Annotated in this window: 15 protein-coding genes; 8 read left to right on the forward strand and 7 right to left on the reverse strand. The window is 70.1% G+C overall.

Annotation, left to right across the window (positions count from 1 at the left end; translation table 11 throughout):
* The first annotated feature begins 29 nt into the window (after positions 1-29).
* Positions 30-1,331 (forward strand): MFS transporter, encoded by a 1,302-nt coding sequence (locus ACIPSJ_RS14915; RefSeq protein ID WP_401345949.1) that lies wholly within the window; start codon positions 30-32, stop codon positions 1,329-1,331.
* A gap of 284 nt (positions 1,332-1,615) precedes the next feature.
* The gene (cimA, locus tag ACIPSJ_RS14920; RefSeq protein ID WP_359221468.1) at positions 1,616-3,226 is read left to right on the forward strand and encodes a citramalate synthase; all 1,611 of its coding nucleotides are present in this window, start codon (positions 1,616-1,618) and stop codon (positions 3,224-3,226) included.
* A gap of 28 nt (positions 3,227-3,254) precedes the next feature.
* Here the strand turns inward: cimA and ACIPSJ_RS14925 are convergent, their stop codons facing one another.
* Entirely contained in the window at positions 3,255-3,749 is a 495-nt protein-coding gene (locus ACIPSJ_RS14925; protein WP_359221470.1) for a hypothetical protein, read from the reverse strand.
* A gap of 15 nt (positions 3,750-3,764) precedes the next feature.
* Positions 3,765-5,630 carry a ricin-type beta-trefoil lectin domain protein gene (locus ACIPSJ_RS14930; RefSeq protein WP_401345952.1) on the reverse strand — a complete coding sequence of 622 codons (1,866 nt, stop codon included), beginning with the start codon at positions 5,628-5,630 and terminating at the stop codon, positions 3,765-3,767.
* A gap of 127 nt (positions 5,631-5,757) precedes the next feature.
* Here ACIPSJ_RS14930 and ACIPSJ_RS14935 point away from each other — a divergent pair, with 127 nt between their 5' ends.
* Both ACIPSJ_RS14935 and ACIPSJ_RS14940 read left to right on the forward strand, forming a co-directional pair.
* Positions 5,758-8,769, forward strand: coding sequence for a glycoside hydrolase family 3 protein (locus ACIPSJ_RS14935; RefSeq protein ID WP_401345954.1), 3,012 nt, complete (start codon positions 5,758-5,760; stop codon positions 8,767-8,769).
* Positions 8,770-8,808: 39 nt separating this feature from the next.
* Positions 8,809-10,185 (forward strand): hypothetical protein, encoded by a 1,377-nt coding sequence (locus tag ACIPSJ_RS14940; RefSeq protein ID WP_401345955.1) that lies wholly within the window; start codon positions 8,809-8,811, stop codon positions 10,183-10,185.
* Between the two features lie 114 nt (positions 10,186-10,299).
* Here ACIPSJ_RS14940 and ACIPSJ_RS14945 read toward each other — a convergent pair whose 3' ends face one another.
* Positions 10,300-10,758 carry a MarR family winged helix-turn-helix transcriptional regulator gene (locus ACIPSJ_RS14945; RefSeq protein WP_401345957.1) on the reverse strand — a complete coding sequence of 153 codons (459 nt, stop codon included), beginning with the start codon at positions 10,756-10,758 and terminating at the stop codon, positions 10,300-10,302.
* Between the two features lie 185 nt (positions 10,759-10,943).
* Between ACIPSJ_RS14945 and ACIPSJ_RS14950 the strand changes: the two genes are divergently transcribed.
* Together ACIPSJ_RS14950 and ACIPSJ_RS14955 are read left to right on the forward strand one after the other, a co-directional pair.
* The gene (locus ACIPSJ_RS14950) at positions 10,944-11,627 is read left to right on the forward strand and encodes a DUF899 family protein (protein ID WP_401345959.1); all 684 of its coding nucleotides are present in this window, start codon (positions 10,944-10,946) and stop codon (positions 11,625-11,627) included.
* A gap of 63 nt (positions 11,628-11,690) precedes the next feature.
* Positions 11,691-12,299: a YdeI family protein gene (locus tag ACIPSJ_RS14955; RefSeq protein WP_401345962.1), complete on the forward strand. Its 609-nt coding sequence runs from the start codon at positions 11,691-11,693 to the stop codon at positions 12,297-12,299.
* 55 nt (positions 12,300-12,354) lie between these two features.
* Here ACIPSJ_RS14955 and ACIPSJ_RS14960 read toward each other — a convergent pair whose 3' ends face one another.
* Positions 12,355-12,951, reverse strand: coding sequence for a YceI family protein (locus ACIPSJ_RS14960; protein ID WP_359221486.1), 597 nt, complete (start codon positions 12,949-12,951; stop codon positions 12,355-12,357).
* Positions 12,952-13,408: 457 nt separating this feature from the next.
* Here ACIPSJ_RS14960 and ACIPSJ_RS14965 point away from each other — a divergent pair, with 457 nt between their 5' ends.
* Both ACIPSJ_RS14965 and ACIPSJ_RS14970 read left to right on the forward strand, forming a co-directional pair.
* Positions 13,409-15,004 (forward strand): acyl-CoA carboxylase subunit beta, encoded by a 1,596-nt coding sequence (locus ACIPSJ_RS14965; protein WP_355714307.1) that lies wholly within the window; start codon positions 13,409-13,411, stop codon positions 15,002-15,004.
* Between the two features lie 35 nt (positions 15,005-15,039).
* Positions 15,040-15,237 carry an acyl-CoA carboxylase subunit epsilon gene (locus ACIPSJ_RS14970; protein WP_359221487.1) on the forward strand — a complete coding sequence of 66 codons (198 nt, stop codon included), beginning with the start codon at positions 15,040-15,042 and terminating at the stop codon, positions 15,235-15,237.
* 164 nt (positions 15,238-15,401) lie between these two features.
* On the opposite strand, the gene ACIPSJ_RS14975 is transcribed toward ACIPSJ_RS14970, so the two are convergent.
* From ACIPSJ_RS14975 to ACIPSJ_RS14985, 3 genes are all read right to left on the reverse strand, one after another.
* Positions 15,402-15,983 (reverse strand): ATP/GTP-binding protein, encoded by a 582-nt coding sequence (locus tag ACIPSJ_RS14975; protein WP_123973912.1) that lies wholly within the window; start codon positions 15,981-15,983, stop codon positions 15,402-15,404.
* The gene (locus tag ACIPSJ_RS14980) at positions 15,964-16,533 is read right to left on the reverse strand and encodes a DUF742 domain-containing protein (RefSeq protein ID WP_359221488.1); all 570 of its coding nucleotides are present in this window, start codon (positions 16,531-16,533) and stop codon (positions 15,964-15,966) included. The genes ACIPSJ_RS14975 and ACIPSJ_RS14980 overlap by 20 nt, the downstream gene beginning before the upstream one ends.
* 96 nt (positions 16,534-16,629) lie before the next feature.
* On the reverse strand, positions 16,630-17,043 hold the full coding sequence (locus ACIPSJ_RS14985; RefSeq protein WP_093825739.1) for a roadblock/LC7 domain-containing protein: 414 nt from the start codon (positions 17,041-17,043) through the stop codon (positions 16,630-16,632).
* Positions 17,044-17,045: the final 2 nt, after the last annotated feature.

A 17,045-nucleotide genomic window follows, 5' to 3' on the forward strand; every position in this document is an offset into this window, starting at 1 on the left:
CGCGTTCGCCCGCCGGGCAGGAACGGCCCATGGGACGACAACACTGGAAGAAGATCTGGGTTGGCTCGGCAGGCAACATGGTCGAGTGGTTCGACTGGTTCGTGTACGCGAGCTTCGCCACCTACTTCGCCGGGGCGTTCTTCCCGAGCGGGAATCCCACCGCGCAACTGATGAACACGGCCGGCATCTTCGCCGTCGGGTTCTTCATGCGCCCGGTGGGCGGCTGGCTACTGGGCCGGGTAGGCGACCGGAAGGGCCGCAAGGCCGCGCTGACCCTCACCGTCACCCTGATGTCGGTGTCCGCGCTTCTCATCGCGGTCGCCCCGACCTACGACGTCGCCGGATACGGCGGGGCCTTCGTGCTGCTCGTCGCCCGCCTGCTGCAAGGGCTCTCGGTGGGCGGCGAGTACGCGGCCAGCGCCACCTATCTGACGGAGGCCTCCGACCCCCGGCGGCGCGGCTTCGCCTCCAGCTTCCAGTACGTGTCGATGACGGCGGGCCAGCTCGCGGGCCTCGGCCTGCTGATCATCCTCCAGCACACCCTCTCCGACACCGCGCTGCACGACTACGGCTGGCGGATCCCCTTCGCCGTCGGCGCGCTCGGGGCCGCCGTCGTCTTCTACCTGCGCCGGACCATGCTGGAGACCGAGGTCTACGCGGAGGACACCTCGCACGCGGCGGAGCGCGGCACCCTGCGCGCGCTGTGGCAGCACCGGCGGGAGGCGTTCCTGGTCATCGCGCTGACCATGGGCGGCACGGTGGCCTACTACACGTACACCACCTACCTGACGAAGTACCTCTCCAACTCCGCGGGCCTGTCCAAGGAGACCGCGACCCTGGTCTCCTTCACCGCGCTCACCGTCTTCGCCTGCCTCCAGCCGCTCGCCGGCGCCCTCTCCGACCGCATCGGCCGCCGCCCCCTCCTGATCACCTTCGCGGTCGGCTCCACCGTCCTCACCGTGCCGGTCCTGACCCTCCTCAAACGCGTGAACGGATACTGGCCCGCCCTCGGCCTCTCCCTGGTCGCCCTCGTCGTGGTCACCGGGTACACCTCGATCAACGCCTGCGTGAAGGCCGAGCTCTTCCCGACCGGCGTCCGCGCCCTGGGCGTGGCCCTGCCCTACGCCCTCGCCAACGCCCTGTTCGGCGGCACCGCCGAATACATCGCCCTGTGGTTCAAGAGCGCCGGGATCGAGTCCGGCTTCTCCTGGTACGTGGCGGGCTGCGCCGCCGTATCGCTTGTGGTCTACGTCACCATGCGGGAGACGAAGGACCTGGATCTGGCGCGGGTGGCGTCCCGCGAGGCACCCAGTGTGACGACCGCATCCTGAGACGGTGAGTGAGCCGGGGGCGGGGCTGTGCCAGACTGCCTCCGTGCTCTCGTTCGCCACGATTATTGGCAGCAGGCGCGCCGGTCCGCAGTGACCACCACGTACGACCAGGTACGGGTGGCCATCGTCGTCCTCGACCCGCGCGCAGACCTCTCGCACCCGCGAGGGGTTTTTTCGTTTTCCGGCCCACCTTCAGCCGGAGGACAGGCGCGAGGGACCATGGAGGGACGGTGGAGCCGGTCATTCCGGTACGACCGAGATTCGACATCAGGAGCCTTGAGACCATGACCGAGACGGAAACCAACGAGCTGGACGACTCGTTCCACGTCTTCGACACCACGCTGCGCGACGGCGCGCAGCGCGAGGGCATCAACCTCACCGTCGCGGACAAGCTGGCCATCGCCCGGCACCTGGACGACTTCGGCGTGGGCTTCATCGAGGGCGGCTGGCCGGGCGCCAACCCCCGGGACACCGAGTTCTTCGCCCGCGCCCAGCAGGAGATCGACTTCAAGCACGCCCAGCTGGTCGCCTTCGGCGCGACCCGCCGGGCCAACGCCAAGGCGGCGGAGGACCCCCAGGTCAGGGCGCTGCTGGAGTCCGGCGCCCCGGTGATCACGCTGGTCGCCAAGTCCCACGACCGGCACGTCGAGCTGGCCCTGCGCACCACCCTCGACGAGAACCTGGAGATGGTCCGGGACACGGTCTCCTTCCTGAAGGGCCAGGGCCGCCGGGTCTTCGTCGACTGCGAGCACTTCTTCGACGGCTACCGCGCCGACCCCGAGTACGCCAAGGCCGTCGTCCGCGCCGCCTCCGAGGCCGGCGCCGATGTCGTCATCCTTTGCGACACCAACGGCGGCATGCTGCCCGCCCAGGTCCAGGCCGTCGTCTCGACCGTGCTCGCCGACACCGGCGCCCGGCTCGGCATCCACGCCCAGGACGACACCGGCTGCGCGGTCGCCAACACGCTGGCCGCCGTGGACGCGGGCGCCACCCACGTCCAGTGCACCGCGAACGGCTACGGCGAGCGGGTCGGCAACGCCAACCTGTTCCCGGTGGTCGCCGCCCTGGAGCTGAAGTACGGCAAGAAGGTGCTCCCCGACGGCCGGCTCCGCGAGATGACCCGCATCTCCCACGCCATCGCCGAGGTCGTCAACCTCACGCCCTCCACGCACCAGCCCTACGTCGGGGTCTCCGCCTTCGCCCACAAGGCCGGCCTGCACGCCTCCGCGATCAAGGTCGACCCGGACCTGTACCAGCACATCGACCCGGAGCAGGTCGGCAACACCATGCGGATGCTGGTCTCCGACATGGCAGGGCGCGCCTCCGTCGAGCTCAAGGGCAAGGAACTCGGCATCGACCTCGGCGGCGACCGCGAGTTGGTCGGCCGGGTCGTCGAGCGGGTCAAGGAGCGCGAGCTCAAGGGGTACACCTACGAGGCCGCCGACGCCTCCTTCGAGCTCCTGCTGCGGGCCGAGGTCGAGGGCAGGCCGCGCACCTACTTCCGCGTCGAGTCCTGGCGGGCCATCGTCGAGGACCGCCCCGACGGCACCCACGCCAACGAGGCCACGGTCAAGCTCTGGGCCAAGAGCGAGCGCATCGTCGCCACGGCGGAGGGCAACGGCCCGGTCAACGCCCTGGACCGGGCCCTGCGCGTCGCCCTGGAGAAGATCTACCCGCAGCTCGCCAAGTTCGACCTGGCCGACTACAAGGTCCGCATCCTGGAGGGCAAGCACGGCACCGAGTCCACCACCCGGGTGCTGATCTCCACCACCGACGGCAGCACCGAGTGGTCCACGGTCGGCGTCGCCGAGAACGTCATCGCCGCGTCCTGGCAGGCCCTGGAGGACGCCTACACCTACGGTCTGCTGCGCGCGGGCGTGGAACCGGCGGAGTAGACCCCCGGTCCAGAAGGGCCGGCAAGGTTCAGCAGGAGTCCTCGGCGAGCTTCTCGAACTCGCCGAGGCTCATCGCCCGGCCGTCGGCCCAGACCTGGCCGGGCTTCAGCTTCGCCAGGTCGGTCGTGCGGAACGTCAGCGTGACGCTGTACTCGTAGTTGAACTCGCCCTTCATGAAGCCGAGTCGATAGGTGTACGCGGCCACCGTGTGCTGGGTCCCGGTGTGCTGCGCGTGCCAGTCGGCCGGCGGGTCGAAGAGCGGGAAGCTCGCGTCACCGGTCCGCAGCGTGTCGTCGACCGACCAGCCGGACAGATCCCGCCCGGAGCCGTCCCGGGCCCGGGTGCCGGTGAGTCCCAGACCCTCGATCCGGTCGTCACCGCACGGCCGGATCAGCGCGTGCGGCTTCCCGTCCTGCCCGACCCGCACCGCGGCCAGCGGAAGGTCCTCGGCCACACACCCGCTCAGCAGCAGCGCACCGGCGACCGTGCCCAGCACGGCCGCCGCCCCCGTCGCACGCCTCATGGCACTCCTACCGTCCTACTGCAGATGCCACTTCTGGTTGGCGGCCCCCGTGCAGGACCAGATCTGCGCCCGGGTCGCGTTCGCCGACGAGTTGCCCGTGACGTCGAGGCACTTGTTCGCCGCCGTATTCACGACATCACCGGTGGAGGAGCTGTACGACCACTGTTGCGCACCGGTTCCATTGCAGTCGTACAACTGCACCTTCGCCCCGTCCGCCGTCGAACCCGAGGTCACGTCAAGGCACTTGCCGAGCGCGCGGACCGTGCCGTCGGACTGGACGGTCCACTGCTGGGCGGTGGAGCCGTTGCAGTCGTAGAGCTGGACGGCCGTGCCGTTGGTGCTCGAACCGCCCGCCACGTCCAGGCACTTGCCCGCCAGCCCGACGAAGGCCCCGCTCTGGCCGGAGCCGCCCGACTGGGTGCCGGACCAGGTGAAGGTCGCCGAGGTCTTGCCGGGGAGCGAGTAGGTGGCGTGCTGCGAGCCCCAGTTGATGGTCATCGTCCTCGCGCTGGACGAGTCGTTGTAGGCGATCAGGGCCTTCGAGCCGTCCGGGTTGCGCCAGGCCACGTTCGGCACCGAGGCGGACGCCGTGGAGGCGATCCGCTGGGCGCCCGGCCGGACGAACTTGGTGAGGTGGCCCATCGTGTAGTACTCGACGGTGTAGTCGACCGTGCCGCTCGCGCCGTCCCCGTTGTGCACGGTGATCAGGCCGGTGCAGGTGCCGCAGCCGCCGTTGTGCGGGCCCATGTTCTGGTCCACCGCGAGCGACCACTTGGTCACCGACTTCGCCCAGTTGCGGGTGTAGTCGATGATGTTGTTCATGTCCTCGCGCTGCTGGTTGGCGATCCAGGTGCCGCCCGAGTGCTCGGTGCCGAAGGCGTCCAGCGTGGGGTACTGGTTGTGCACGGTGGTCTGCTTGGTGACGTCACCGCCGTAGCCGTGCCAGGCGATCCCGCCGAAGTTCGGGCTGTTGCGGATGGTGGCGTCGTCGACGGACGCGGCCGCGTAGGAGTCGTAGACGTCCCAGTTCCAGTCGTGGGCGAGGACCTTGGTGGACAGCCCGGCCGCCTGGAGCCTGGGCAGCAGCTCGCTCTTGAGGAAGTACTGCAGGCCCGAGGCGTTCCAGCTCATCGACGGGTAGCCGGAGCAGCAGGTGGGCTCGTTCTGCGGGGTCACGTAGGAGACGTCGACGCCCTGCGCCTGGTACGCCTGGAGGTACTTCACGAAGTACGAGGCGTAGGCCCCGTAGTCCTCCGCCTTCAGCCAGCCGCCGTTGAGTGAACCGCTGTCCTTCATCCAGGCCGGCGCCGTCCATGGCGAGGCCATGACAGTCAGGGAGGGGTTGAGCTGGAGCGCCTGCTTGGTGAGCGGGACGACGTCCGCGAGGTCGTGCGAGATGGAGAAGCCGTTCAGGTTCGGGTCGGTCTGCCCGGCGGGTATGTCGTCGTACGTGTACCCGTACCGGGCCAGGTCCGAGGCGCCCATCGGATTGCGCAGGAACGACAGTCCGATGCCGTCGGCCGGCGAGAACAGCTTCCTCATGGTCGCGTCCCGGGTGGCCTGGGACAGCGCCCCGCTGCTGTTCATCAGCCAGGCCGCGGTGTCCGTGAAGGACGCGCCGCCGCCGGTGAAGGTCTGGTAGCGGGTGTTCTCGTCGACGGTGATGTTGTCGCCGCTGCCGCCGGTCCCGGCGGAGAAGGCGAACGGCGTCTGCGCCTGGAGGCCGCGCGTGACATGGCGCCCGGCGGAGTCGTCGGTGGTGGTGAGGTACGCGGTGACCTGTTCACCGGCCGCGTGCGCCGGTGGTACGACCGCGCTGAAGCCGGCCGCGGTGAGCAGCCCGGCGAGCACCAGACGCAGGGTGTGGGGGGTTCTTCTCATCGACACATCGCCCTTCCTGACGGGACGTCTTGACGGGTGTGCGAGCCGTTAGTTAACTCACGTCGTGATCTAAGCCATGAGTGAACTGTGAGAGCCCCGAGTGAACCAGAGAGTCGAGGGAAGGTCCATGCCAAGAGCCGCCCTGCTCGTCTCCACCGCCCTGCTCGCAGCCCTGATGCCCCTGTCCGCGGCCCGCGCCGCGGACGATCCGAGCCCCACTCCCGTGGACCGCTTCGAAGGCGAGGTGCCCTTCGCCGCCCAGCCCGCCGAGGGCATCTTCACCTGGGGCGGCGACAGCGACGACCCGCCGCAGCTCCGGTTCGCCGACCGCGCGGACGCCCCCGAGGGCGCCAAGGTCCTCGCCGGGACCTACGACATCAGCGGTTACGGCGGCTTCACCCACGACTTCGCCGCCACCGAACCCGCCCACGACTGGTCCGCCCACAAGGGCATCCGCTTCTGGTGGGACGGCCAGGACAACGGCAGGAAGACCGCCTTCGAGATCAAGGACGGCGGCGCCGACGGCGAGGCCTCGGAGCTCTGGACGACCTCCTTCACCGACGACTTCACCGGCTGGAAGCAGATCGAGATCCCCTTCACGGACTTCGTCTACCGCACCGACTACCAGCCCGTCGGCGGTATCGACCACGTCCTCGGCCTGACCCGGATGTGGGGGTACGCGGTCACCCTCCCCGTAGGGGTCCAGGGCCGGTTCGCCATGGACGACGTGGAGCTGTACGGCAAGGCCGACCAGTCCCTGCGGGCCTCCGTCACCACGGACGCGGCCGTCTACCCGGTGCGCGAGGGCGGCACGGCGTCGGTGAAGGTCACGGTCGCCACCACCGGCTCGGCGCCGCTCGACGAACCGGTGACCGTCGGCTACGAGACGGCCGGCGGCACCGCCGACTCCGGCAAGGACTACACCCCGGTCTCCGGCACCCTCACCTTCCCGGCCGGCACCGCCTCCGGGGCCACCCAGACCATCAAGGTGCCGACGCTGAAGGACCGTTCGGCCGAATCCGCGGAGACCATTCCGCTGAAGCTCACGGTCACCGGCGCCAAGGCCCCCGCCGAGACCCCGCAGGTCGTCGTCGACGCCCACGGACTGCCGTACCTGAACAGCAAGCTGCCCGTGAAGAAGCGGGTCGCCGACCTCCTCTCCCGGATGTCCCTGGAGGAGAAGGCCGGACAGATGACCCAGGCCGAGCGCGGCGCGGTCGGGACCGGCGGTGACGTCACCGCCTACGACCTCGGCTCGCTGCTCTCCGGCGGCGGCTCCACCCCCACGCCCAACACGGCCGCGGCCTGGGCGCGGATGATCGACTCCTTCCAGCTCCGGACACAGGCCACCCGGTACCAGATCCCGCTGATCTACGGCGTCGACGCGGTGCACGGCCACAACAACCTGGCCGGCGCCACGATCATGCCGCACAACATCGGCATCGGCGCCACCCGCGACCCGCAACTGGCCGAGCAGGCGGGCGCGGTGACGGCCTCCGAGGTCCGCGCCACCGGCGTCCCCTGGGACTTCGCCCCCTGCCTCTGCGTCACCCGCGACGAGCGCTGGGGCCGCTCCTACGAGTCCTTCGGCGAGGACCCGGCCCTGGTGAAGTCCATGGAGACGGTCATCCAGGGCCTCCAGGGACGCGCGGACGGACGTGACCTCAAGGACAACGACAAGGTCCTCGCCACCGCCAAGCATTTCGTCGGCGACGGCGGCACCGCGTACGGCTCGTCCACGACCGGGTCGTACACCATCGACCAGGGCGTCACCACGGTCACCCGGCAGCAGCTGGAGGCGATCCACCTGGCGCCGTACCAGACCGCCGTGGACCGGGGGATCGGCACGGTCATGCCCTCGTACTCCTCGCTCGACATCGTCGGCGACGGCCAGGGCCCGGTGAAGATGCACGCCCGCGCCGACATGATCAACGGGGTGCTGAAGGACCGGATGGGCTTCAAGGGCTTCGTGATCAGCGACTGGAACGCCATCGACCAGCTGCCCGGCGACTACGCGTCCCACGTCAGCACGTCGGTCAACGCGGGTGTCGACATGATGATGGTCCCCTACAGCTACCAGGACTTCACCGCCACCCTGATCGACCAGGTGAAGGCGGGCCAGGTCAGCGAGCGGCGGATCGACGACGCGGTCTCCCGCATCCTCACCCAGAAGTTCGAGCTGGGCCTCTTCGAGCACCCCTACGCCGACACGAGCAACGCCGCGCGGATCGGCTCCGCGAAGCACCGGGCCGTCGCCCGGCAGGCCGCCGCCGAGTCCCAGGTGCTGCTGAAGAACTCCGGGAGCGTCCTGCCCCTGAAGAAGTCGCAGAAGGTCTACGTCGCCGGGTCCAACGCCGACGACCTCGGCAACCAGACCGGCGGCTGGACCATCACCTGGCAGGGCCAGTCCGGCACCCACACCACCGGCACCACCATCCTCCAGGGAATGAAGAACGCCGGGGGAGACGTCACCTACTCCCAGGACGCCTCCGCGCCGACCAGCGGGTACGACGTGGGCGTGGTCGTCGTCGGCGAGACCCCCTACGCCGAGGGCGTCGGGGACGTCGGCAACGGCAACGACCTGGCGCTGTCCGCCGCCGACCAGGCCGCCGTGGACAAGGTGTGCGCGGCCATGAAGTGCGCGGTGCTGATCGTCTCCGGACGGCCGCAGCTGATCGGCGACCGGCTCGGCGAGATCGACGCCCTGGTGGCCTCCTGGCTGCCGGGCACCGAGGGCGACGGCGTGGCCGACGTGCTCTACGGCCGGAAGGCCTTCACCGGTCAGCTCCCGGTCACGTGGCCGAAGTCCGAGGCGCAGCTGCCCATCAACGTGGGCGACGCGTCGTACGACCCGCAATACCCCTACGGCTGGGGTCTGACGACCCTGACCAAGGCCCCGCAGGGCGGTACGGCCACCCTGAAGGCGCTCGGGGCCGCGGCCCGGGCCGCCGAACGCAGGGGAGCCGACGCGACCGGCCGTGACCTGGTCACCCGGGCGCGGCTGCTGGTCCAGGCGAAGGTCGGCCAGTCGGTCACGGCCGCCGTCTCCAAGCCCTTCGCCGACGCGGACCATCTGCTGCTGACCGGCAGGTACGCGGCCGCGGTGGAGAAGCTGGCGGAGGCGTACCGGGCAGCGTAGGAAATGTTCGCTTTGGGAGGCTTCGGGTAATTTCGAAGCATGAAGTCCGTGCGACGGACCCGAAGCCTCCCAGGGCTGCTGCTCGCCGTGCTGGCGCTGGTCGCCCTGACCCTGGGCGCCCCGCAGGCCACCGCGGCCACCGGCGTCTCGGCGATCGCCGACGCCCTGCGCAGGAGCCCCGTGTACGTCGACCCGGCCGCCGCCGGCCAGCTCTCCACGGCCGACGCCGACACCCTGGCCCGGCAGATCAAGGACGCCGACAAACCCCTGTTCATCGCCGTCCTGCCGGCCGGCTACCCCACCCAGGACCTCTTCACGAACCTGCGCACCGCCACCGGCGTCACCGGTCTGTACGCCGTCCGGCTCGGCGACCGCTTCGACGCCCGCGCCGACTCCGCCGTCCTGCCCCGGACGGCCGTGCGGAACCTGGTCACCAGCGTCCAGGGCGAGAGCGCCAAGGCCCAGCTGACCGACTTCACCGGCCGCGCCCTGGCCAACATGGGCGGCAAGGCGCCGTCGAGCTGGGGCGGCGGGAGCGCGGGCGGCTCGGGGGTCTCCAGTACGGCGCTGATCACGATCGGAGCGGTGGTCGTGGCCGGCGGGGCCGGCGCGTACGCCCTGGCCCGCCGCAACCGCCGGCGCCGCGAGGAGGAACAGCGGGCCGCCCTGGACCGGCTCCGGGTGGTCGTGGACGAGGACATCACCGCGTTCGGCGAGGAACTGGACCGCCTCGACTTCCACCCGGCCGAGGCGGGCGCCGACGACGCGATGCGCGCCGACTACGAACGCGCGCTGAACGCCTACGAGCAGGCGAAGTCCGCCATGGCCGACGCCCGCAGACCGGAGGACGTCCGGGCCGTCACCCAGGCCCTGGAGGACGGCCGGTTCTCGCTGGCCCAGCTGGCCGCCCGCCGCGAGGGCCGCCCTCTTCCCGAACGCCGGCCCCCGTGCTTCTTCGACCCCCGGCACGGCCCCTCCGTGACGGACGCCGCCTGGACCCCGCCCGGCGGCGCGCCCCGCGAGGTCCCGGTCTGCGCGGCCGACGCCACCCGCCTCGCCGACGGCCGCGACCCGGTGGTCCGCGAGGTCGACACCGAGTACGGCCGCCGCCCCTACTGGGACGCGGGCCCGGCCTACGGCCCCTGGGCGGGCGGCTACTTCGGCGGCGGCATCCTGCCCGGCCTCCTCCTCGGCACCGCGCTGGGCGGCTGGATGTCCGCCCCGGCCTACGCGGCCGACTACGGCACCGGCTACGGCGACTTCGGCGGCTACGGCACCGGCGGCTACCAGGGCGGCGACGTGTCGGGCGCGGACTTCGACCCCGGGGACTTCGGCGACTTCGGAGGCGGCGGCGACTTCGGCGGCGGGGGCGGGGGCGGGGGCGGGGACAGCGGGGACTTCGGCGGCGGCTTCTGACCCGCGTGACCTCCGCATCGCCGTCGGCGCGCTCCTCTCCGTGGCCTCGGCCTGGTGGCTGCTCCCGGTACCGAAGCGCCCTGCGGCGAGCCCGGTTCGGGCCGCCGCGTCGGGCTAGTGGTGCCAGGCCTGCCCACCGGTGTTGCGGATGAAGCGCTGCAGCACCTTCAGGGTGACGAGGTACTCCTCGTCCGAGATGCCCGCGTGCCGTTCCGCCCGCAGCTTGTCCTGCACGGCCGCGGCCTCGTCGAAGAACACCCTGCCCTCGCCCGTGATGCGCAGGCGGCCCTCGGCGTCCTCAGTGATCCACCCCTGCGCGATGACCGTATCGATCTCCGACTCCATGCCCGCCGAGCCCGTGTCCAGGTAGTTCCGCAAGATGCCGGACACCTCGGCACGAGTCCTGACCTCGTCGGCCCGCGCGACCTGCGCGAGGACCCACCACTGCGGCTGAGTGACACCGATCCCGGCGAGCGCGGCACGGGTGCGGTCGACGACAGCCTTGAAAGCGGCCCAGCTCCAGTAGCCGATGGGCTGCTGGATCAGTTCGGCATCGGTGTGCGAGTACTCCACGGCCGGTCCCTCCGTCTCCGCCTGCCTGCTCCTGATGAACCCGACCGTAAAAACCCAACCTCACTTGAGGTCAAGACCCTTCGGCGCGCTTCCCGAAGTTCCGCCCGCGCCTCACGACAGGAGCGATCGAGGTTGCCGTCCTAGACTTGAGGGCCTGGGAGGGGACCCCGTTCCAGGAGGACGCGATGGCGCGGCAGACGAGGCTGGCCGGGGAGTCCGAGGAGTATCTCGGCGCCCGGGAGGAGCTGCGGCTGGCCGAGATCGAACTCATGCGGCACCGTGAGGAGGTCGCGGCCCGGCGTCGGGCGCTCCCGCGGGGCCCGTCCGTCGACGACTACGTCTTCCTCGAAGGCCCCTCCGACCTCGACGCCGGTGACGCCCCGGTCCGTGAGGTCGCGTTGAGCGAGTTGTTCTCCGGGCCCGAACGGCCGCTGATCGTCTACCACTTCATGTACGGCAAGCTCCAGACCAGCGCCTGCCCGATGTGCACGCTGTGGATCGACGGCTACAACGGCATCGCCCACCACGTGGCCCGCAACGCGGACTTCGTCATTGCCGCGGCCGCCGACCCGCCCACCCTGCGGACGTACGCCCGCGATCGTGGCTGGCACCGGCTGCGGCTGCTCAGCTGTGGGGACAGCACGTTCAAGTACGACCTGGGGAGCGAGGACGAGGACGGTGCGCAGGACTCCACGGTCTCCGTCTTCACCCGCGACGGCGACGGCACGGTCCGGCACAGGTACTCCGCCCATCCGCGCATGGCCGACGACATCCAGGAGCGCGGCATCGACCTGCTGACGCCCGTCTGGCACCTGCTCGACCTGACCCCGCAGGGGCGAGGGGACTGGTACCCGAGCATCGACTACTGACTGACTACTGGACTACTGAGTATTAGGACGGGTGCCGACCTAATCCCTCCCTACGGTGTGGCCATGACCGCACTCGACACCGCCGAGACAGCCCCCGCCCTGGCCTTCGCCACCACCTCCGGCCTGGACGACTGGCTCGCCGCCCACCCCGCCCCGCATCCCGGCCTCTGGGTGAAGGTCGCCAAGAAGGGCTCGGGCCTGGTCTCGGTCACCTGGGGCGAGGTCAACGACGTCGCGCTGTGCCACGGCTGGATCACGGGGCAGCGCAAGGCGCTCGACGCGACGTACTTCCTGCAGAAGATCACCCCGCGCAGGCCGGGCAGCCTCTGGTCCCTGGTCAATGTGCGCAGGGTGGCGGAGCTGGCCGAGGCCGGCCGGATGCGCCCCGCGGGGCTCGCGGAGGTGGCCGCCGCCCGGGCGGACGGGCGGTGGGCCGCGGCGTACGAACCGCAGAGCGAAGCGCGGGTGCCCGAGGACCTGGCGGCGGCGCTGGAGCGGAACCCCGAGGCGGGGGCGGCCTTCGACGCCCTCGGGCGGACGGAGCGGTACCAGGTGATCTTCGGACTGCTCACGGCCCGCACCGCGCGGGGCCGGGCGGCGAGGCTGGCCGCCGCCCTGGCCGAGCTGTCCTCCCGGGCGGGGACACGGCCCCGGACGTCGCCCCGGACATGACCGAGCGCCCGGCCTCCGCACGGGGGAGCGGAGGGCGGGCGCTACGGGGAGGGGTTCACGCGTTCTTGATCGCGGAGATGTCGAAGTTCAGCTTGATCTTGTCGGAGACCAGGACACCGCCGGTCTCCAGCGCCGCGTTCCAGGTCACGCCCCAGTCGGAGCGCTTGATCTCGGCCTTGCCCTCGAAGCCGACGCGCTCGTTGCCGAACGGGTCCTTCGCGGCGCCGTTGAACTCCAGGTCGATGGTGACCGGCTTGGTGACGCCGAGGATGGTGAGGTCGCCGGTGATGCGGTAGTCCTCGTCGCCGAGGGCCTCCGCCGAGGTGGAGCGGAAGGTCATCGTCGGGAACTCGTCGATCTTGAAGAAGTCCGCCGACTTCAGGTGACCGTCGCGGTCGGGGCTGCCGGTGGTGATGCTGTCCATCTTGATGTCGAGCGAGGCGGTGGACTTGGACGGCTCCGTGCCGTCCAGGTGCAGGGTGCCCTCGAACTCCTGGAAGCTGCCCTTGACGTTGGTGACCATCGCGTGGCGGGCCACGAAGCCGAGCGTGGTGTGCGCGGGGTCGATGGTGTAGTCGCCGGTCAGCGCGGCGGTGTCGGCGGTCGTGCCGGCGGCGGTCGTCTCGTCGCTCTTGCGGCCGAAGATGCCCATGACGTGCTCCTTGAGGGGACGGGTCGTGCCTTCCGAGCGGGGAATGCCGAAGACGCGGACCGTTGATGTTTAACGTTCAACGAACTTAACGCAGCCCACCGTAGACCCATTCCATTCAACCTTCAACATCATCCGCTCGCGTGTCGCGGTCATTACTCACCGTAACGTCGGGTGGTGCATATCGCGACGAGACGGGGCGCCGCGGCGGGGGGTGCGGATAAGGTGCGGGAGACGCCGTCCGGGGTCCGCGTCACCCGGCGGGTGGTATGGGCCACCTGCGAATGTGAGCCGGGTCTCAGGTGCCGCCTTTGTGGCACCCCTACAACGGTGCAGCCCCCTGAGCAGTCGGAACGGCTGCATGTCGTTCTGGTTCTGTTCAGTGCTTCCAGGAAAACGCGTCGGAGACTGTACGGAGTCGACGTCTCGCATTGCTTGGTGTCCTTCGTAAGGTCGCTACATGACCGTTTTGGAAGAGACGACGGGCGAGCCCACCGGCGAACCGACGGACGCGCGCGGGCGGGTCGCCGAGCTGCACGAGATCCGTGCGGCGGCTGTGGCGGGCCCCAGCGAGAAGGCGACCGAGGCGCAGCACGCCAAGGGCAAGCTGACGGCTCGGGAGCGCATCGAGCTGCTCCTGGACCCGGGTTCCTTCCAGGAGGTCGAGCAGCTGCGCCGGCACCGTGCGGTCGGCTTCGGCCTGGAGGCCAAGAAGCCGTACACCGACGGTGTCATCACCGGCTGGGGCACGGTCGAGGGCCGTACGGTCTTCGTCTACGCCCATGACTTCCGGATCTTCGGCGGCGCGCTGGGCGAGGCCCACGCCACCAAGATCCACAAGATCATGGACATGGCCATCGCGGCCGGCGCCCCGCTGGTGTCGCTGAACGACGGCGCCGGCGCCCGTATCCAGGAGGGCGTCTCCGCGCTCGCCGGCTATGGCGGCATCTTCCAGCGCAACACCAAGGCGAGCGGTGTCATCCCGCAGATCTCCGTGATGCTCGGCCCGTGCGCCGGCGGCGCGGCCTACTCGCCCGCGCTCACCGACTTCGTCTTCATGGTCCGCGAGACCTCGCAGATGTTCATCACCGGACCGGACGTCGTCAAGGCGGTCACCGGCGAGGAGATCACCCAGAACGGGCTCGGCGGCGCCGACGTCCACGCGGAGACCTCCGGCGTCTGCCACTTCGCGTACGACGACGAGGAGACCTGCATCGCGGAGGTCCGCTACCTCCTCTCCCTCCTCCCGCAGAACAACCGCGAGAACCCGCCGCGCGTCGAGTCCACGGACGCCGTCGACCGTCGCAGCGACGTCCTCCTGGACCTGGTCCCGGCCGACGGCAACCGGCCGTACGACATGGCCAAGGTCATCGAGGAGATCGTCGACGACGGCGAGTACCTGGAGGTCCACGAGCGCTGGGCGCGGAACATCATCTGCGCGCTGGCCCGGATCGACGGCCAGGTCGTGGGCATCGTCGCCAACCAACCGCAGGTGCTGGCAGGCGTCCTGGACATCGAGGCGAGCGAAAAAGCTGCGCGCTTTGTCCAGATGTGTGACGCTTTCAATGTTCCGATCGTCACCTTCCTGGACGTACCGGGCTTCCTCCCCGGCGTCGACCAGGAGCACGGCGGGATCATCCGCCACGGCGCGAAGCTCCTCTACGCCTACTGCAACGCGACCGTGCCGAGGATCTCGCTCATCCTGCGCAAGGCGTACGGAGGTGCCTACATCGTCATGGACTCCCAGTCGATCGGCGCCGACCTCACGTACGCGTGGCCGACCAACGAGATCGCGGTGATGGGCGCGGAGGGCGCGGCCAACGTGATCTTCCGTCGGCAGATCGCCTCCGCCGAGGACCCCGAGGCCATGCGGCAGAAGATGGTCAAGGAGTACAAGGCCGAGCTCATGCACCCCTACTACGCGGCCGAGCGCGGCCTGGTCGACGACGTCATCGACCCGGCCGAGACCCGAGAGGTGCTCGCCAAGTCGCTGGCGATGCTGCACACCAAGCACGCCGACCTGCCGTCCCGTAAGCACGGCAACCCCCCGCAGTAATCCCGCGGAAACCTCTCTCACGGAGACTGACACCCATGAACGTGCCTGACATCCGCGTCGAGAAGGGCAACGCCGACCCGGAGGAAGTCGCCGCCATCACGGCGGTCCTCCTGGCCCGCGCGGCCGCCCGGCCGACCGCCGACACCGAGCAGACCCACCGAGGCCGCCCCAAGGCCGGCTGGCGCCGCCTGGAGCGCGAGAACGGCTTCCGCGCCCCGCACAGCTGGCACTGAGCCCTTCACGCACGTGACCACGGCCCCGCTCCCCCTTCCGGGAGAGCGGGGCCGTGGTGTGTCCGGAGAGGCTCCGAGGCGGAACCGCGCGGAACCGCGTACGGGTACGGATACGACAGAGGGGCCCCTCCCGTCCGGGAGGGGCCCCTCTGTGGAGATCGTCGCTAGCGCAGGCGCGCCATGAGCGCGTGTTCCACCAGGGTGATCAGGGCCGACTTGGCGTCCGCGCGGTGGCGGGCGTCGGTCGTGATGATCGGGGTGTCCGGGCCGATCTGGAGCGCCTCGCGCACCTCTTCGGGGTTGTACGGCTGGCTGCCGTCGAAGCCGTTGAGGGCGACGACGAACGGCAGGCCGCTGTTCTCGAAGTAGTCGACCGCGGGGAAGCAGTCGGCGAGGCGGCGGGTGTCGACCAGGACGATGGCGCCGATGGCGCCGCGTACCAGGTCGTCCCACATGAACCAGAACCGGTCCTGGCCGGGCGTGCCGAACAGGTACAGGATCAGGTCCTGGTCCAGGGTGATACGGCCGAAGTCCATGGCGACCGTGGTGGTCGTCTTGTCCCCGGTGTGGGTGAGGTCGTCGATGCCGGCAGACGCGGACGTCATCACGGCCTCTGTGCGCAGCGGGTTGATCTCCGAGACGGCACCGACGAACGTGGTCTTGCCCACGCCGAAGCCGCCCGCCACCACGATCTTCGCTGAGGTGGTGGAGCGGGAAGGACCGCCGCTAGAGCTTGCGAAGTCCACTGAGCACCCTTTCGAGCAGTGTCACGTCTGGCTGGCCGCCGGCGTTCTCGTCGCCGCCGGGCTGATGGATGGCGACCAGGCCCGCCTCCGCCAAGTCGGCGACGAGGATCCTGGCCACGCCGAGAGGGATCGACAGCAGGGCCGAGACTTCGGCCACCGACTTGATCTCCCGGCAGAGGTTGCAGATCCGCTGATGCTCGGGCAGTTGGCCCTGCATCTGGTGCGGCTGCGCGGTGGTGTGCACCAGCGCCTCGATGGCGAGCTGGTACCGCGGGCGGGTCCGGCCACCGGTCATGGCGTACGGACGCACCAGGGGGTTGTTCGACCCCGAGGCCGGCGACGGCTCGGGACGGCGCTGCGGCTGTACCGGCTGGATGCGCGGCGCCGGCGGCTGGTCGTACGGCGAGGGACCAGGGCCCTGCGGTGCGTACGGCTGCCGGTGGCTCGGCGTGGAGGGGAAGTTGTACCGGTTCGCGGAACCGTCGCCCTGGCCCTGGGCAGGACCGTACGACCAGTTGCCGTTATTCGAACCGCCTGGGGGTGTTGCCACTTTCTCTCCTCCTCCGACCGTGCCGGGCACCCATCCTTGTGGAGCCGCGTCCCGAAACCTTACGGCCCCGGGACGCGAAAACGCACCGCCTGACTGTTAGTTGAGAAGGCTTCCTTGGAGTTCCTGACGCAGATCCGGGGTAAGGACGGTACCCGCGCGGTCCACCAAAAGGGCCATCTCGTACCCAATCAGGCCGATGTCGGCCTCCGGGTGGGCGAGGACCGCCAGCGAGGAACCATCAGAAACGGACATGATGAAGAGGAATCCCCGCTCCATCTCCACAACCGTCTGGTTCACGCTGCCACCCTCGAAGATCCGGGAGGCGCCTGCCGTCAGAGACGTCAGACCGGAGGCGACGGCCGCGAGCTGGTCGGCACGGTCGCGGGGGAAGCCTTCGGACATCGCCAGAAGGAGTCCGTCGGCGGAGACCACCACCGTGTGGGACACCCCCGGGGTGTTGTCCACGAAGTTGGTGATCAACCAGTTCAGGTTCTGTGCCGCCTGGCTCATCG

The organism is Streptomyces sp. NPDC090088, from assembly GCF_044747345.1.
In the GTDB taxonomy this organism is placed as follows: domain Bacteria; phylum Actinomycetota; class Actinomycetes; order Streptomycetales; family Streptomycetaceae; genus Streptomyces.

Bases quoted from the DNA above. Each gene is read 5' to 3' on its own strand.
- ACIPSJ_RS14915 (WP_401345949.1), top strand. From the start codon at position 30: ATGGGACGACAACACTGGAAGAAGATCTGGGTTGGCTCGGCAGGCAAC.
- cimA (WP_359221468.1), top strand. From the start codon at position 1,616: ATGACCGAGACGGAAACCAACGAGCTGGACGACTCGTTCCACGTCTTC.
- ACIPSJ_RS14925 (WP_359221470.1), bottom strand. From the start codon at position 3,749: ATGAGGCGTGCGACGGGGGCGGCGGCCGTGCTGGGCACGGTCGCCGGT.
- ACIPSJ_RS14930 (WP_401345952.1), bottom strand. From the start codon at position 5,630: ATGAGAAGAACCCCCCACACCCTGCGTCTGGTGCTCGCCGGGCTGCTC.
- ACIPSJ_RS14935 (WP_401345954.1), top strand. From the start codon at position 5,758: ATGCCAAGAGCCGCCCTGCTCGTCTCCACCGCCCTGCTCGCAGCCCTG.
- ACIPSJ_RS14940 (WP_401345955.1), top strand. From the start codon at position 8,809: ATGAAGTCCGTGCGACGGACCCGAAGCCTCCCAGGGCTGCTGCTCGCC.
- ACIPSJ_RS14950 (WP_401345959.1), top strand. From the start codon at position 10,944: ATGGCGCGGCAGACGAGGCTGGCCGGGGAGTCCGAGGAGTATCTCGGC.
- ACIPSJ_RS14955 (WP_401345962.1), top strand. From the start codon at position 11,691: ATGACCGCACTCGACACCGCCGAGACAGCCCCCGCCCTGGCCTTCGCC.
- ACIPSJ_RS14960 (WP_359221486.1), bottom strand. From the start codon at position 12,951: ATGGGCATCTTCGGCCGCAAGAGCGACGAGACGACCGCCGCCGGCACG.
- ACIPSJ_RS14965 (WP_355714307.1), top strand. From the start codon at position 13,409: ATGACCGTTTTGGAAGAGACGACGGGCGAGCCCACCGGCGAACCGACG.
- ACIPSJ_RS14970 (WP_359221487.1), top strand. From the start codon at position 15,040: ATGAACGTGCCTGACATCCGCGTCGAGAAGGGCAACGCCGACCCGGAG.
- ACIPSJ_RS14985 (WP_093825739.1), bottom strand. From the start codon at position 17,043: ATGAGCCAGGCGGCACAGAACCTGAACTGGTTGATCACCAACTTCGTG.